General features: G+C 62.6%; 11 protein-coding genes and 1 pseudogene. 9 read left to right on the forward strand and 3 right to left on the reverse strand.

Translation table 11 applies throughout. The features are described from left to right. Window positions 1-197 (forward strand): annotated as a pseudogene (locus tag CSQ93_RS24210) (IS1595 family transposase); the annotation flags it as partial. 39 nt (window positions 198-236) lie between these two features. Here the strand turns inward: CSQ93_RS24210 and CSQ93_RS24215 are convergent. The 3 genes from CSQ93_RS24215 to CSQ93_RS24225 form a co-directional block, all read right to left on the reverse strand. Continuing rightward, complete coding sequence (locus CSQ93_RS24215) at window positions 237-1,883, reverse strand: methyl-accepting chemotaxis protein (protein WP_099380238.1); 1,647 nt, start codon at window positions 1,881-1,883, stop codon at window positions 237-239. Between the two features lie 88 nt (window positions 1,884-1,971). Then, entirely contained in the window at window positions 1,972-3,093 is a 1,122-nt protein-coding gene (locus tag CSQ93_RS24220; RefSeq protein ID WP_099380239.1) for a patatin-like phospholipase family protein, read from the reverse strand. 312 nt (window positions 3,094-3,405) lie between these two features. After that, window positions 3,406-4,320, reverse strand: coding sequence for a LysR family transcriptional regulator (locus CSQ93_RS24225; protein WP_099380240.1), 915 nt, complete (start codon window positions 4,318-4,320; stop codon window positions 3,406-3,408). Between the two features lie 115 nt (window positions 4,321-4,435). Between CSQ93_RS24225 and CSQ93_RS24230 the strand changes: the two genes are divergently transcribed. The 8 genes from CSQ93_RS24230 (at window position 4,436) to malG (ending at window position 15,749) form a co-directional block, all read left to right on the forward strand. Continuing rightward, window positions 4,436-5,995 carry an MFS transporter gene (locus CSQ93_RS24230; protein ID WP_099380241.1) on the forward strand — a complete coding sequence of 520 codons (1,560 nt, stop codon included), beginning with the start codon at window positions 4,436-4,438 and terminating at the stop codon, window positions 5,993-5,995. A gap of 221 nt (window positions 5,996-6,216) precedes the next feature. Further along, on the forward strand, window positions 6,217-7,437 hold the full coding sequence (locus CSQ93_RS24235; protein WP_099380242.1) for a maltoporin: 1,221 nt from the start codon (window positions 6,217-6,219) through the stop codon (window positions 7,435-7,437). 418 nt (window positions 7,438-7,855) lie between these two features. After that, the gene (locus CSQ93_RS24240) at window positions 7,856-8,866 is read left to right on the forward strand and encodes a substrate-binding domain-containing protein (RefSeq protein ID WP_099380243.1); all 1,011 of its coding nucleotides are present in this window, start codon (window positions 7,856-7,858) and stop codon (window positions 8,864-8,866) included. Window positions 8,867-9,106: 240 nt separating this feature from the next. Continuing rightward, the gene (locus CSQ93_RS24245; RefSeq protein ID WP_099380244.1) at window positions 9,107-10,744 is read left to right on the forward strand and encodes an alpha-amylase family glycosyl hydrolase; all 1,638 of its coding nucleotides are present in this window, start codon (window positions 9,107-9,109) and stop codon (window positions 10,742-10,744) included. Between the two features lie 84 nt (window positions 10,745-10,828). Beyond that, entirely contained in the window at window positions 10,829-11,914 is a 1,086-nt protein-coding gene (locus CSQ93_RS24250; RefSeq protein ID WP_099380245.1) for an ABC transporter ATP-binding protein, read from the forward strand. A 108-nt stretch (window positions 11,915-12,022) separates the two neighbouring features. After that, complete coding sequence (gene malE, locus CSQ93_RS24255; protein WP_199534497.1) at window positions 12,023-13,243, forward strand: maltose/maltodextrin ABC transporter substrate-binding protein MalE; 1,221 nt, start codon at window positions 12,023-12,025, stop codon at window positions 13,241-13,243. 93 nt (window positions 13,244-13,336) lie between these two features. After that, the gene (gene malF, locus CSQ93_RS24260; RefSeq protein ID WP_099380246.1) at window positions 13,337-14,848 is read left to right on the forward strand and encodes a maltose ABC transporter permease MalF; all 1,512 of its coding nucleotides are present in this window, start codon (window positions 13,337-13,339) and stop codon (window positions 14,846-14,848) included. Window positions 14,849-14,858: 10 nt separating this feature from the next. Continuing rightward, window positions 14,859-15,749, forward strand: coding sequence for a maltose ABC transporter permease MalG (gene malG, locus CSQ93_RS24265; protein WP_099380247.1), 891 nt, complete (start codon window positions 14,859-14,861; stop codon window positions 15,747-15,749). The last annotated feature ends 1 nt before the right edge of the window (window position 15,750 follow it).

The raw sequence follows: 15,750 nt of genomic DNA on the forward strand, positions 1-15,750 counted from the left end.
GCGCCGCGCATGTGCAGAACGTCAATGCGTATCACAGCCGCTTGCGGCAATGGCTGCGTCCGTTTCACGGCGTGGCCACGCGCTACCTGCCAAATTACCTGGGCTGGCGCTGGATACTCGACGCCGGACGCATCCGTTCACCAGAAACGTTATTGAAAGCAACGCTGGGCGCATTCCCACATCTGACGGTGACATAGCCTAAAAAAAACCCCGGCGTATCGGGGCAGTCACAAGGTTTAAGCGCGGGCACTGCGGCCAGGCAGCGCCAGGCGCCGGCTGGCGGCGGCCGTTGCCGGGGCCGGCAAGCCGCCCGCCGCTTTCAACGCTTTCCCTTGGGCATCGCCGCGCAGGCGGAACACGGCCACCACATCGACCAGCTCGACGGCTCGGTCTTGCAGCGAGGATGCGGCGGCGGCGGCCTCTTCCACCAGGGCCGCGTTCTGCTGGGTGACCTGGTCCATTTGCGAAATGGCCTGGTTCACTTGCTCGATGCCGGCGCTTTGCTCGTGGCTGGCGTTGGCGATGTCGCCCATGATGTCCGTCACGCGGCGAATGCTGGCGACGATTTCTTCCATCGTCGCGCCGGCCTGGTCGACCAGCACACTGCCCGTGTTGACTTTATCCACGGAATCCTCAATCAAGCCCTTGATTTCCTTGGCCGCCGCCGCCGAGCGCTGCGCCAGGTTGCGCACCTCGGTGGCCACCACGGCGAAGCCACGGCCCTGCTCGCCCGCTCGGGCCGCTTCGACGGCCGCGTTCAACGCCAAAATGTTGGTTTGGAAGGCAATGCCGTCGATCACGCCGATAATGTCGGCGATCTTCTTCGCCGATTCGTTGATGGAACCCATCGTGCCCACCACTTGCGCCACCACGGCGCCGCCTTTGCGAGCCACGTCCGAGGCCGACACGGCCAGCGCGTTCGCTTGGCGCGCATTGTCCGTGTTCTGGCGCACGGCCGAGGTCAGCTCTTCCAGGCTCGATGCCGTTTCTTCCAGGGAAGACGCCTGCTGCTCCGTGCGCACGGACAAGTCCGCATTGCCAGCGGAAATCTGCGCGGCCGCCACGCTGACCGTATCGGCCGAGGTACGCACGGTGGCGATCACGCCGACGATGCGTTCCAGGAATTTATTGAAGGCCGTCGCCGTGCGGCCCACTTCATCCATGCGTTCGACGGGCATGGCGGCGGACAGGTCCAGCGAGGCGCTGACGCGCTCCAGCGTGTGTTCGATATTGCCCAGTCCGCCGCTGATGGTGCGGTAGATGTGCCAGGCCAGCGCACCCGTCAGCAGCACGGCCACGCCCAGCACGGCCAGCATGGTGTTGAACGCCGTGTCGTAGGCGGCCAAGCTTTCCGCTTTGACATCGTCGACCAGCTTGTTGTTGTAGGCGATGTGGTCATCCATGCTCTTTTTCGCGGCGGCGGCCGTGATGGCCAGCGGCGTGCCGGCCAACAAGGTGGCGCGCACGCCGTCCATGTCGCCCGCGTAGGCGGCGGCAAAGAATGGCGCCAGCGCGCGGCGGTAGGCTTCCATGGCGGCCTGGTCGGCGTCGAGCATCTTGCTGTCCGTCGCGTCGTACAGGCGCTCGGCGCGGTAGGTGGCGATGACCTTGTCGAAATTCGTGTTGGCGTCGGCCACTGCCTTGTCCAGCGCCGTCTTGTCGGCTAGGTTAGAGAACACGGACAGGCGGTAACCGGCCAGGCGCGAGTCGGCCAGGAAACCCTTGGCCGCATTCAAGCCCTGGATGCTGGGAATGATGCGGTTTTGCACGGTGTCAAAACGCTCCTGGGCGCGCTGCAGCTGGATGGCGCCACCGGCGCCCAGCAATAGCAGGGCAAGCAAGGCGATGGTGAGGGTCAGAATTAATTGCTTGGTGATATTCATGGTGTTTCACAGTAAAAAGTGTGGCCTGGCAAGGCCAGGCGGGATAAATAGCTGCCGATCAGGTGGCCGGGATCGCTTGCCAGCGGTACTAGGCCGCCAGCGGTGCGGCGTCAGGCGTGCGGCGCAGCAAGTCGCCATGCTGGCGGCAAAACGCCAGGCCCGCCTTGTGGCCCACGTCGAACAGCAGCTGCATGTTCGAGCTGGACCAGTCCAGGGTGTCGGGCCAGTGCAGCTCCGGGATGCCGCCCATCAGGTCGAGCTTGAGCAAGCGCCGCTTGGGCTGGCCCGTGCGCGCATCCGTGTTGTGCTCGAGTTCGAACAGGCGCAGCTCGCTTTTGGAAATTTTCACCAGCGGCGTGATGATGGAGCGCACCCACGCGTCGTACAGGTTGCGCGGCTTGCGCAGCAAGCGCTCGTCACCGAGGATGTCGAGGATGACCAGGGTGTCGGCATCAGCGTGTTCGCCCTTGCCTTCGATAAACGGGTCGAAATTGAGCGTGTCGAGCGCCGCGCCTTCGATGTAATCGTCGCCGGCGATGGTCGTGGGCGCATACAGGAAGGGAAACGACAGGGCAGCGCGCACGTGGATCGGCTCGATCTCATGCTTGCCCCAGATTTGCATGCGGTGCTCGCTGAGGTTGTAGGCATTGATGTAGAAATCGGGGCGCATGCGCGCCACGCCCGAAAAATCCACGGCTTTTTCCAGGAACGGCAAGTGCGCGCAGAGGCCCAGGCTTTTCGCCGACAAGTCCGATGGCGACAGCGACGACACCATCAATTTTCCCCAGTCCGACCAGGCCGTGGGCACGCCCGCAAACGTTTGCTGGAACGCCTGAAAAAAAGGATTGTTGGCTGGCGGCTGGAAGGCGTCGCGGAACGTGCTCGCATGCATGCCCGGCTTCTGGAATACCTTGTAGTTAATCGGAATCATCTTGTAGATGCTGTCAGCCACGCCCGTGTCGGCCCAGCTTTGCAAGGCCTGGCGCGGCGTGGCTTCATGCGGCGTCGTGTAAAGCAAACCCATCAACACACCGGCGCCCGAGGCGGAAATGACGTCGAACTCGATGCCTTCGTCGAGGAAAGCGGCCAGGGCACCAGCGATCAAGGTGGAATTTGGTGCGCCGCCACCCAGCAGCAGACCCGTTTTGCGGGCCGGTTTCGCTGGCGCGGCTGGCGCCGGATCCAGCGGTGTCGTCGTGACTGTCTTCATGCACACTCCCTGAACGGAACGGGGTGATTACCCCTAATTGTTGGTTACTACACGCGTATGGCGCCTCATCATGCACTTATTTCCACAACCATGAAGTTGATGCAATGTTGCGGAAACAGATATTAAATTAACATAAATAAATTCCTTATGGCAATTTAGTTAACGCATGATGGGTATTCAGAAAGGGTATAAGGTGACGGCGCGCGGCGTAGCGTGGTGCATTGCAGCAAATAAATGTTCCGCGATGCTAGGAAAAATCTCTGTAGGGTAGGAATATTCCTCAACCAGCCGCCATGGCGGCTGTCAGGCCATTCAGGGGATGGAAGGGAGCGAGGAAAAATGCAGGTGGGTACACAAATGGTCAACAAAGACGCGAATTTTGGGCGACAGGTGGCGGCTTGACGGCCACAGCACCCAGAACTTGCTCGAATGCAGTAAATAGCCGGCCAGCACGGCTTGCAATTCGCCCCGAGCGATGGCATCGCGCACGATAAAGTCAGGCAGGTAAGCGAGGCCGACGCCCTGCGTGGCGGCGCCGATCAAGGCTTCGATATTGTTGCAGGTCAAGGCGGTCGGCAAGCGCAACTCGCCGCCGCTGTCGCCCCCGGCGCGCTGCAACGCCCATTCCTGCAGTTTCCCAGTGGTGGGGAATTTATAGCGCACGCAAGCGTGCCCTTCCAGCGCGCGCGGCGTGGCCGGCACACCATGGCGGGTGAAATACGCGGGCGAACCGACGATGGCAAAGGCAAACGGTCCCAGTTCGCGCGCCATCAGCCGCGAATCTGTCAAGGTGCCGCTGCGCACGGCCACGTCGACTCCTTCGGCCACCACGTCGACCAGGCGGTCGTTGAAATCGAGGTCGAGCTCGATCTCCGGGTACAGCCGGGTAAACTCGGTCAGCAGGGGCAGGATGATGCGGTAGCCGATCACGGGCAGGCTGACCTTGAGCTTGCCGCGCGGCGCCTCGGCCAGGTGCGACAGTTCCGCCTCGGCATCACCGAGGTCGGCCAGGATGCGCTGACAGCGCTCGTAAAACAGCGCGCCCTCGTTGCTCAGGCTGATGCGCCGCGTGCTGCGGTTGAGCAGGCGCACGCCCAGCTTTTCTTCCAGCCGCGCCACGCTCTTGCCCACGGCCGAGGCCGACACCCCAAGCAGCCGCCCGGCCGCCACATAACTGGAAGTTTCCGCCGCGCGCACGAAGGCGGCAATGCCGTTCAGATTATCCATGCCATCTCGCTATCTTGATTAGAGAATATTTGTCCGTTATTAGTGGATTTTCAACCACTTTTTCATGGATTACGTCCATATTATCATCGGATTCCCTCTTTCTGGAATCATTCCCATGAATACGAATCACCGTATGAAGCCGGCCTCCCCCGCCAGGCGCGCCTTCGTGCTGGCCGCCGTCTGCCTGGCCGCGCTATGCATGCCGCTCAGTTTTACGGGGCCGGCCATCGCCATTCCCGCCATCGCCGCCGACCTGCACGGCACGCCGCTGGCGCTGGCGTGGATCACGAATGCCTTCATGCTCAGCTTTGGCGGTTGCCTGATGGTGGCCGGCGCGCTGGCCGACCGCTATGGCCGCAAGCGCGTGTTCTTGCTGGGCATGGGCGTGTTTTCCGCCGCCGCGCTGGCGCTGTCGGCTGCGCCCGGCATTGTGTGGCTCGACATGCTGCGCGCCGTCCAGGGCCTGGGCTGCGCCATGGCCCTGTCGAGCGGACTGGCGGCCCTGGCACAGGAATTCGACGGCCCTGCCCGCGCGCGCGCCTTCAGCCTGATCGGCACAGCCTTCGGCGTGGGGCTGGCCTTCGGCCCCTTCTTGGCAGGCACCTTGATCACCCGCACGGGCTGGCGCGCCATTTTTGTCGCCGCGGCCGCGGCCGGCCTGGCCGCCCTGCTGGCCGCCGCGCGCGCCATGCGCGAATCGCGCGACCCGCAAGCGCAAGGCGTCGATTGGCCCGGCGCGCTGACGTTTACCGGTGCGCTGTCCCTGTTTACCTATGGCTTGCTGCAGGCGCCCGACAGTGGCTGGGGCAGTGCCGCCAGCCTGGGGCTGCTCGGTGGCGCGGCCTTGCTGCTGGCTGCATTCGTCCGCGTGGAGCGGCGCGCGGTGCGGCCCATGCTGGATTTGTCGCTGTTCCGCCTGCCCGCCTTTGCCGGCGTGCAACTGCTGGCGGCCGCGCCCGCGTTTTCCTTCGTCGTGCTGCTGGTGCTGCTGCCGGCCCGCTTCATCGGCATCGAAGGCTACAGCGCGCTGGAGGCGGGACGCATGATGATTGCCCTGTCGGCGCCCATGCTGGTGCTGCCGGTTCTCGCCGGCCTGGCGGCGCAACGCATTGCCCCCGCGCACATTTGCGCCAGCGGCCTGCTGCTTGCGGCGGGCGGCTTGCTGTGGCTGTCGACGTGCGTGCCGGGCCAGTCGCCCTACACTTTGCTGGGGCCGCTGCTGCTGATCGGCTGCGGCATCAGCCTGCCCTGGGGTTTGATGGATGGCCTGGCCATCAGCGTCGTGCCCGTCGAGCGGGCCGGCATGGCGGCCGGCATCTTCAATACGACGCGCGTGGCGGGCGAAGGCCTGGCGCTGGCCATCGTCAGCGCGCTGCTGGGCACGCTTACTGTCGCGGCGCTGGGCGGCGCAGGCATGGCCGGCATCGGCGCACAACAGGCGGCGCACGCGGGCCCCTTCCTGGCCCTCGGCGAGCTGCGCCATGCAGCTACCCTGTTGCCGCAGGCCGGCGTCGCCGAACTGGCGCAAGCGTACGGCACGGCCTTCCGTCACTTGCTGTATGTGCTGGCCAGCATTACGACGGCCTCGGCACTGCTAATCCTGGCATTCCTGCGTCATCCGGCCCCTGCCGCAACGGACACGGCCGCCCTGCCCGCCTGCAAAGCACAGCAATAATTCACGACCATCATTCCGTCTGCCGTACACGGCGGCGCCCACGCGCCGCTGCCCTCCCTGATGTTTCTCCGCAACACCTAAAAAGTTTCAAGGATTAAAACTAGTTTACTGATCAAAGCGCTTTGAACTATACTCAAAGCGCTTTGAAACATAACTAAAGCGCTTTGGTTGTGCGAAGTTATGCGCACCGATCCCACACCTATAAAAACACTGGAGACGCAATGAACAAACATTTCTTGAAAACTTTGCCTGCCGCCGTGGCGTTGGCCTTGAGCGCTTCGGCCGCCCAGGCCGCCCTGCCGATCGATTTCGGCGGCTATATCCGCTCGGGCTTCGGCACCAGCAGCGAAGGCGGCAAGGAAGCGTGTTTCGGCCTGGCCGGCGCCTCGTCCAAGTATCGTCTGGGCAATGAGTGCGAAACCTACGGCGAGCTGAAATTCGGCGGTGAAGCCTTCAAGGCAGCCAACGGCACCACTTTCCGCATCAATACCCTGGTGGCGTTCTCCGTCAACCAGAACCAGGACTGGGAACAATCGGACCCGTCGTGGCGCGAAATGAACGTCGTTGCCGACAAGATCGGCACGGGCGCCTTCGCCGAAGCGCGCGCCTGGGTCGGCAAGCGCTACTACGACCGCCAGGACGTGCACATCACCGATTACTACTTCTGGAATAACAGCGGCCCTGGCGCCGGCCTGGAAAACATCGACCTGGGCGCCGCCAAACTGGCCTACGCCATCGTGCGCACGGCCGATGACGGCGACAGCAAGCGCATGGGCCTGTCCCACGACTTGCGCTTCTCCGGCATCAAGGTCAATCCGGACGGCGAACTGACCCTGGGCTTGCAATTCAATCAGAAACGCAACGCACAAGGCGCGGCCCCCATCGCCAGCGGCCACTTGCTGACCATCATGCATACGCAAGGCAATTTGCTGGGCGGCTTCAACAAGGTGGCATTGCAGTACGGCAAAGGCAGCGCCGCCAACACGGGCGGCTTCAGCCTGGGCGCAGACAAGGATGACAAGGTCGTGCGCCTGACGGAACAGATCATGATCCAGCCCAAAGGCGCCTGGTCGGGCATGGGCACCTTCGTCTACGAAGACAAGGAATCGGCAGGCGTGAGCAGCAAGTGGACGTCGATCGGCGCGCGTCCCGTCTACCACTTCACGGACAACTACAGCCTGGCCGTGGAACTGGGCCACGATATCGTCAAGCCGGAAGGTGGCGAAAGCCGCAACCTGACCAAGCTGACCTTCGCGCCGCAATTGTCGGCAGGCAACAGCTTCTGGTCGCGCCCCGTGCTGCGTGCCTTCTACACCTACGCCAAATGGAACAAGGCAGCCCAGTCGGCCGCCGCCGCGGAATCGGCGCTGTCGTCGACGGGCGTGTTCGGTGGCAAGACCAACGGCAGCTCGGTTGGTTTCCAGGTCGAGTCGTGGTGGTAATAGCATCTGAAAAACGTCCATGGCGGCGTTGCACGGTCTTGCCGTACTAGCGTACTGTCTGCGACCGTGCGCATTGCCCTGAACGTTTTATCAGACGCTCTTTATTAATCAGAGGCATCCAACATTGGCTGATGCCGCAAGGCGCCAGCCACTGGCAGCAGCACCGCCCGCTCATCCAGGGGCAGGTAGTACCCGGACCCACCATTTCGCCGCTGCACGCGATGGCCGGCAGCTTCAATGTAGTGATTCAGCAGTATCCTCTTTTAGCGCGGGCGCCCCTGGGTTTGCCCGCGTATTTTTTTGGGCGCCGCCGCCGTTTGCCATACCCCTGATCAATCCGGCATTTATCAGATAAACTACCCTTTATCGCGCCGCAACGCTCCCGACCCACCCTGGATAGACCCCGACTGCAGCATCCATGAACCTCAAAAATCTCGCCAAAACGCTAGGAATATCCGAAACCACCGTCAGCCGCGCCTTGAATGGCTATCCTGAAGTAAGCGAACGCACGCGCGAGCGGGTGCTGGCCGCCGCGCAGGCGGCCGGCTACCGTCCCAATCCCATGGCGCGCAGCCTGGCCGTCGGGCGCACGAATATCGTCGGCATCATCTACCCGCTGATGCCGAACGACCTGGCCGATCCCATGTTCATCGAGATCGTCGGCGGCATGTCGGAAGCGCTGGAAGCGCAGCAGATGGACATGATGATCGCGCCCGCCTCCGCCACCAATGAATTCCATACGTATGAACGCATGGTCAAGGGCCGCCGCATCGATGGCCTGATCGTCGGCCGTACAAAGCCGTTCGACGAGCGCATCGCCTACCTGGCGCAGCAGGGCATGCCGTTTGTCGCGCATGGCCGCACGCAGCTGAACCAGCCGCACGCATGGTTCGACTATGACAACGAGGCGGGCATGCGCCTGGCCGTCGAGCGCCTGGCGCAGCTGGGCCACCAGCGCATTGGCCTGATCAGCGCCACGCCGGACCTGAACTTCGTGCGCCAGCGCGTGGAAAGTTTCCAGCACGCCATGCAGGCGGGCGGACTGCCCGTCGACCCGGACAACCTGGTCGACAATGCGCACGACCGCCGCGCCGGCTACCAGGCCATGCAGCGCCTGCTGGCCCGCTCGCCCCGCCCCACGGCCGTCATCGTCGACAATCACATGTCGGGCGTGGGCGCCGTACGCGCCCTGCTTGACGCGGGCATCGCCATCGGCCGCGACATGTCGCTGATCGTCTGGGGCGTGATGGAAGATTCCCTGGCCGGCCACAACGTCACCACCGTCGTCCAGCCCGACCCGCGCGGTGCCGGCGCGAAGATGATCCATATGCTGCTGGCCCTGATGGACGGCACGCCCGTCACCGACCTGCAGGAACTGTGGCCGTGCGAACTGTTGCCGGGCGAGTCGGCCGGCCCCGTGCCGCACTAGGCGTTTTTCGCTGTCCCTACGCCGCCGGCCGCCTGGCCGGCGCGGCCGCATTGTTGTCCTGAATCACCCTCATAAAAAAATCGTATGTCTGGCGCGTGTATCGCTTTACTTTTCAAAGCGCTTTGAACTATACTCATTTCACACCCAAAGCGCTTTGAATTTTAAAATAAGACGTTCGCCTACCAACCAGCAGCGCCGCCCTGATAGCCAAGGCTACAGGCAACTTTTAAGAAATCATTCATGCCGACCATCCAGAACAATCTCGCCCACCTGCCCGCCGACTGGTGGCGCAGCGCCGTCATCTACCAGGTTTATCCACGCAGCTTCCTCGACAGCAATGGCGACGGCATCGGCGACTTGCCCGGCATTACCTCCAAGCTCGATTACATCGCCGCCTTGGGCGCCGACATCGTCTGGATCTCGCCCTTCTTCACGTCGCCGATGAAAGACTTCGGCTACGACGTGGCTGACTTCTGCGACGTCGACCCCATGTTTGGCACCCTGGCCGATTTCGACCGTCTGGTGGCGCGCGCCCATGAACTGGGCTTGAAAGTGATGATCGACCAGGTGCTGTCGCACTCGTCCGACAACCACCCGTGGTTCGTGGAAAGCCGCTCCAGCCGCGACAATGCCAAGGCCGACTGGTATGTATGGGCCGACCAGAAACCGGACGGCACGGCGCCGAATAACTGGCTGTCCGTGTTTGGCGGTTCCGCCTGGCAATGGGAGCCGCGCCGCGGCCAATACTTCCTGCACGATTTCCTCGCCAGCCAGCCTGACCTGAATTTCCACAACCCGGCCGTGCAGCAAGCGCAGCTGGACAACCTGCGCTTCTGGCTCGAGCGCGGCGTCGACGGTTTCCGCTTCGATTCCTGCAACTTCCCGTATCACGACCAATTGCTGCGCGACAATCCGCCAGCCGCGCAGCGCGATGCGAGCAGTGTGTCGGCCATCAACCCGTATGGCATGCAGGCGCACGTGTACGACAAGACGCAGCCGGAAAACATCGCCTACCTGCAGCGCGTGCGCGCCGTACTTGACGAGTATCAAGCCATTTCCATCGGCGAAGTGGGCGACGACAATGCGCTGGCCACCATGGCTGCCTACACGGGCGCCGACAAACTGCACATGGCCTACAGCTTCAACTTGCTGACGGCGGAGTTTTCCGCCGCGCACATCCGCACCCAGGTGGAAGAGTTCGAGGCGCAAGTGGCCGACGGCTGGGCTTCCTGGTCCGTGGGCAACCACGACAGCGTGCGCGTCATGACGCGCTGGGGCGGCGAGAATCCATCGCCGTCGCTGGCCAAGGTGGTGCTGGCCGTGCAGGCCGCGCTGAAAGGCACGCCGTGCCTGTACCAGGGCGACGAGCTGGCCCTGACGGAAGCGGACATTCCTTTCGAGGCGCTGCAAGACCCGTACGGCATCCCGTTCTGGCCACAGTTCAAGGGCCGCGACGGCTGCCGCACGCCAATGCCGTGGGTGGCCGATGCGCCGCATGGCGGTTTCAGCAATGCCAAACCTTGGCTGCCCGTGCCGCCCGAGCATCTGGCGCGCGCCGTTGATGTCGAAGAAAACGATTCCGCTTCACCATTGCGGTTTGCGCAGAACATCCTCGCCTGGCGCCGCACCCTGCCGCAATTGCTGCGCGGCGACATCGTCTTCTTCGATGCGCCGGAACCCGTGCTGGCCCTGCGCCGCGACTTGCCAGGCCAACCGTCCATCCTGGCGGCCTTCAACCTGGGCACGCAAGCCGTCACCTTCGCCTGGCCAGACGCGGCGCCGGCGGCCGACCTGGCCGGTCACGGCTTGCCAGGTAATAAAGATGGCCAGCAGATCACCCTGCCCCCGCATGGCGGCTGGTTCGGCACCCTGGCGTAGATCGCAGGCTTTGGCGGCCATGCCGCCAATTACAATAACGAGCCCCGCGCATCAGCGGGGCCAAATTGAGATGATGAGGACGACATGGCTGGACTGAAATTAGCAGGGCTGAAAAAGGCATATGGCGACGTGCAAACCCTGCACGGCATCGACCTGGAGATCGCCGACGGCGAATTCATGGTCTTCGTGGGCCCGTCGGGTTGCGGCAAATCCACCTTGCTGCGCAGCATCTGCGGCCTGGAAGAAATCAGCGGCGGCGACTTATATATCGGCAAGACACGCATGAACGATGTGCCGCCCGCCAAACGGGGCATCGCCATGGTATTCCAGAGCTACGCCCTGTACCCGCACATGAGCGTGGCACAAAACATGGCGTTTGGCCTGAAACTGGCTGGCATGAACAAGGTACAAATTGCCGATGCCGTGCAGCGCGCCGCGCAAATCCTGCGCATCGAACCGTTGCTGGAACGCAAACCAAAAGACTTGTCGGGCGGCCAGCGCCAGCGCGTGGCCATCGGCCGCGCCATCGTGCGCAAACCCGACGTTTTCCTGTTCGACGAACCGCTGTCGAATCTCGACGCCTCGCTGCGCGTGCAGATGCGCATCGAACTGGCGAACTTGCACCGCGAATTGCGCTCGACCATGATTTACGTCACGCATGACCAGGTCGAAGCGATGACCCTGGCCGACCGCATCGTCGTGCTCAACGCGGGCCGCATCGAGCAAGTGGGCGCACCGCTGGAGCTGTACCACCATCCGGCCAACCTGTTCGTGGCAGGCTTCCTCGGCTCGCCCCGCATGAACTTCCTCAAAGGCAAGATCCACAGCTATGCGGACGGCGTGGCCACCATCGCCACCAATGCGGGCGGCATGCTGCAGGCCGTCCTGACACAGCCGCTTGCCAGCGGCACCCCCGTCACCGTCGGCGCGCGTCCCGAACACGTGAAGGCGTGCGCGCCCGGCGCCACTGCCGCCATCACGGCCACCGTGCATGCGGTGGAAAAACTGGGTGACATCAGCTATCTGTATGTGCAGGTAGCGGGCGGCGACGAGCCGCTGGTGGTGCGCGCCGATGCGGAAACGGACTGGGCCATTGGCCAGTCCGTGGCGCTGCAGGTGGCGCCGGCCCGCGTCCACGTGTTCGACGAGCATGGCCAGACCCGTACCTGATTCCAGATTTAAGGGCCAGGCGCTACAGGCGCCGCCTGGCCTGGTTGCATCGTTTCAGCCTTGATACTCAACATAAACTTAACATAAAAAAAGATACTGGAGATTGACATGTCCTTCACGCACCCGAAACGCAGCTTCATCAAAACCACCCTGATCGCCGCCGCCCTGGCCGGCATCGGCAACCTGGCCGCCGTCAGCATGGCGAACGCGGCCGAAGCAGGCACCCTGCTGATCTGGATCAATGGCGACAAAGGCTACAAGGGCCTGGCCAAGGTCGGCGAAGAATTCACCAAGAAGACGGGCATCAAGGTCGTCGTCGAGCATCCGGAAGATGCACCAAACAAATTCCAGCAAGCAGCGGCCGCCGGCAAGGGCCCGGACATCTGGATCTGGCCGCATGACCGCATCGGCACCTGGATCGACGCCGGCTTGCTGCAACCATTGACGCCTAGCAAGGAAGCGCGCGCCGCCATCCTGCCGCTGGCCTGGAACGCCTTTACTGTTGGCGGCAAGACCTGGGGCTACCCGATCTCCATCGAAGCCGTCGCCCTCGTCTACAACAAGGACCTGGTGCCGACCCCGCCAAAAACCTTCGAGGAAATCGCCGCGCTGGACAAAAAGTTGTCCGCGCAAGGCAAGAAAGCCATCCTGTGGGATTACACGAATACCTATTTCACGTGGCCTTTGCTGGGCGCGGGCGGCGGCTTCCCGTTTGAAGTCAAGTCCGACGGCCGCTACGATGCGGCGAAGACGGGCGTGAACAATGCCGGTTCGCAGGCGGGCGTGAATGCGCTGATGACCCTGATCAACAGCGGCGCCATGCCGAAGGGTGCCGGCTATGCCGAGATGGAAGCCGGCTTCAACCAGGGCAAGATCGCCATGATGATCAACGGCCCATGGTCGTGGGACAATGCGCGCAAGTCGAAGATCAACTTCGGCGTGGCAACGATCCCTACCGTGGCAGGCAAGACGGCCACGCCATTCGTGGGCGTGCTGGGCGCGATGATTTCCAAGGCTAGCCCGAACAAGGACCTGGCGACGGAATTCCTGGAAAACCAGATGCTGCAGCTCAATGGCTTGAAAACCATCAACGCCGACGTCCCGCTGGGCACGCCAGCTAACAAGGTGCTGTTCGCGGAATTGAAAGCCAATCCGAACATCCAGGCAACGATGGAAAGCGCGCAAGCGGGCCGTCCAATGCCAAACAACCCGGAAATGGGCCGCTTCTGGTCGTCGATGCAATCGGCGCTGGAAAACATCACGCAAGGCCGCCAGACGACCAAGGATGGCCTGGACGCGGCGGCGAAGCGGATCACGACGGCGAATTAAGTCACTCAAGGGGCTTGCCCCTGCGGGATCGGCATGCGCGCCACTGGCACGCATGCCCCCCAAGTCTCTCACCATCTTCACAGGTATCCCATCGTGCGCAAGTTTATCGGCCCTACGGTATTGACCATCAGCATGGCGCTGGGTCTGTATCTGCTCTTCATGTTGTACATTTCCGGCCAGACCATGCTGGCCGCCGTTTTCCTCGGCTTGCTGACCCTGACGACGTTTGTCTTCACGTCGCCGCGCGCCTATGCCTATCGTTATCTGTTTCCCGGTATCACAGCGGTGATCGTCTTCGTGCTGCTACCCATGGTGTACACGGTGTCGATCGGCTTTACCAATTTCAGTTCGCGCAACCTGCTCACCTATGAACGGGCCACGCAATACCTGCTGGATGAGACGCAGCGCGTGGAAAGCACGGGCTACGCGCTGACCGTGCATCCTGACAACAAGGAATACCGCTTGCGCCTGGAAAGCCCGGATACGGGCGAAGTGCTCTTGACGCAGCCGCTGGCCCTGAAGCGCGCCGTGCCCCTGAACGTGGAAGTGGCGCCGCTCGATCCCGTGCAAGCGCCCGTGCTGGCCCCGCCGCTGCCCATCAAGGACATCATCGCCCTGCAAAAGGATTTGAAACTGCTCACCCTGATCCTGCCGAACAGGATCGAGTTGCGCATGGTGGGCTTGCGCGAATTCGGCCCCGTCGCGCATGTCTACAAGCAACTGCCCGACAAGACCCTGAAGAAAATCGCCACGGGCGAACTCGTGACACCGAACTTCAAGACAGGCTTTTATGAAATGCCGGATGGCACCAAGCTGGAACCGGGCTTCAAGGTCAATGTCGGTTTCGCCAACTTCGTCAAGATTTTCTCCGACGAAGCGTTCCGCGGTCCCTTCCTGCGCATTTTCGTGTGGACCATCGTTTTCGCCCTGATCAGCGTGGCCACCACGACGGGCCTGGGCATGGTGCTGGCCGTGCTCTTGAACTGGGATGCGCTGCGCTTCCGCGGCCTGTACCGCACCCTGCTGTTCCTGCCATACGCCGTGCCGGGCTTCATTTCCATCCTGGTCTTCAAGGGCTTGTTCAATAACAACTTTGGCGAAATCAACCTCGTGCTCGACGCCTTGTTCGGCATCAAGCCCGCCTGGTTCTCGGACACCACCCTGGCCAAGGCCATGATCCTGATCGTCAACACCTGGCTCGGCTACCCCTACATGATGGTGGTGTGCATGGGCTTGATCAAGGCGATCCCGTCGGACCTGTACGAAGCCTCGGCCCTGGCCGGTGCGGGACCGCTGACGAATTTCTTCAAGATCACCCTGCCGTTGATCATCAAGCCGCTGACGCCGCTGATGGTGGCCAGCCTGGGTTTCAACTTCAATAATTTCGTACTGATCAGCTTGCTGACGGGCGGACGTCCCGATTTTCTCGACACAACCTTGCCGGCCGGCACGACGGACTTGCTCGTCTCCTACACCTACCGCATCGCGTTCGAGGATTCCGGCCAGAACTTTGGCCTGGCCGCCGCCATCTCGACCCTGATCTTCTTCCTCGTGGCCGCGATTTCGCTGGTCAACATGCGCCTGACGCGCATGAACAAAGCATAAAGGACAGCATATGGCTATCGTTGTCGACCGTTCCAACCGCTGGCGCATCCTGGCGGCCCACGTCGCCGTGATCGCGCTGATCGCGCTGGTGATGTTCCCCTTCCTGATGATCTTGTCGATCTCGCTGCGGCCCGGCAACTTCGCCTCGGGCAGTTTGATCCCGCCCGAGATCAGCTTCGAGCACTGGCGATTGGCGCTGGGCATGTCTTACCAGGCGCCCAACGGCGCCCTGGTCGAACCGGACTTCCCCGTGCTGCTGTGGCTATGGAATTCCATCAAGGTGGCCAGCATCAGCGCCACCGTCACCGTACTGCTGTCGACCACCTGCGCATACGCGTTCGCGCGCATGCAGTTCCGCTTCAAGTCGCAGACCCTGTCCGCGCTGATGCTGCTGCAGATGTTCCCCGCCGTGCTGGCCCTGGTAGCCATCTACGCCATCTTCGATGTGCTGGGCAGTTACGTGCCATGGCTGGGCATTGACCACCACGGCAGCCTGGTGCTGGCTTACACGGGCGGCATCGCCCTGCACATCTGGACCATCAAGGGCTACTATCAAACCATTCCCATCGAAATCGAGGAAGCGGCCAAGGTCGACGGCGCCACGCAATGGCAGGCCTTCATCTACGTGCTGCTGCCGATGACGGTGCCCATCCTGATGGTGGTATTCCTGCTGTCGTTCATCGGCGCCATCATCGAATACCCGATCGCCTCCGTGCTGCTGCATGAACAGAACAACCTGACCCTGGCCGTCGGCTCGAAACTGTTCCTGTACGAGCAAAAATACCTGTGGGGCGACTTCGCCGCGGCAGCCATTCTGTCCGGCCTGCCCATCACGGCCGTGTTCCTGCTGGCGCAAAAATGGATGATCTCCGGTCTGACGGCTGGCGGCGTGAAAGGCTGAC

This window comes from Janthinobacterium sp. BJB426, assembly GCF_002735705.1.
Classification (GTDB): domain Bacteria; phylum Pseudomonadota; class Gammaproteobacteria; order Burkholderiales; family Burkholderiaceae_D; genus Janthinobacterium.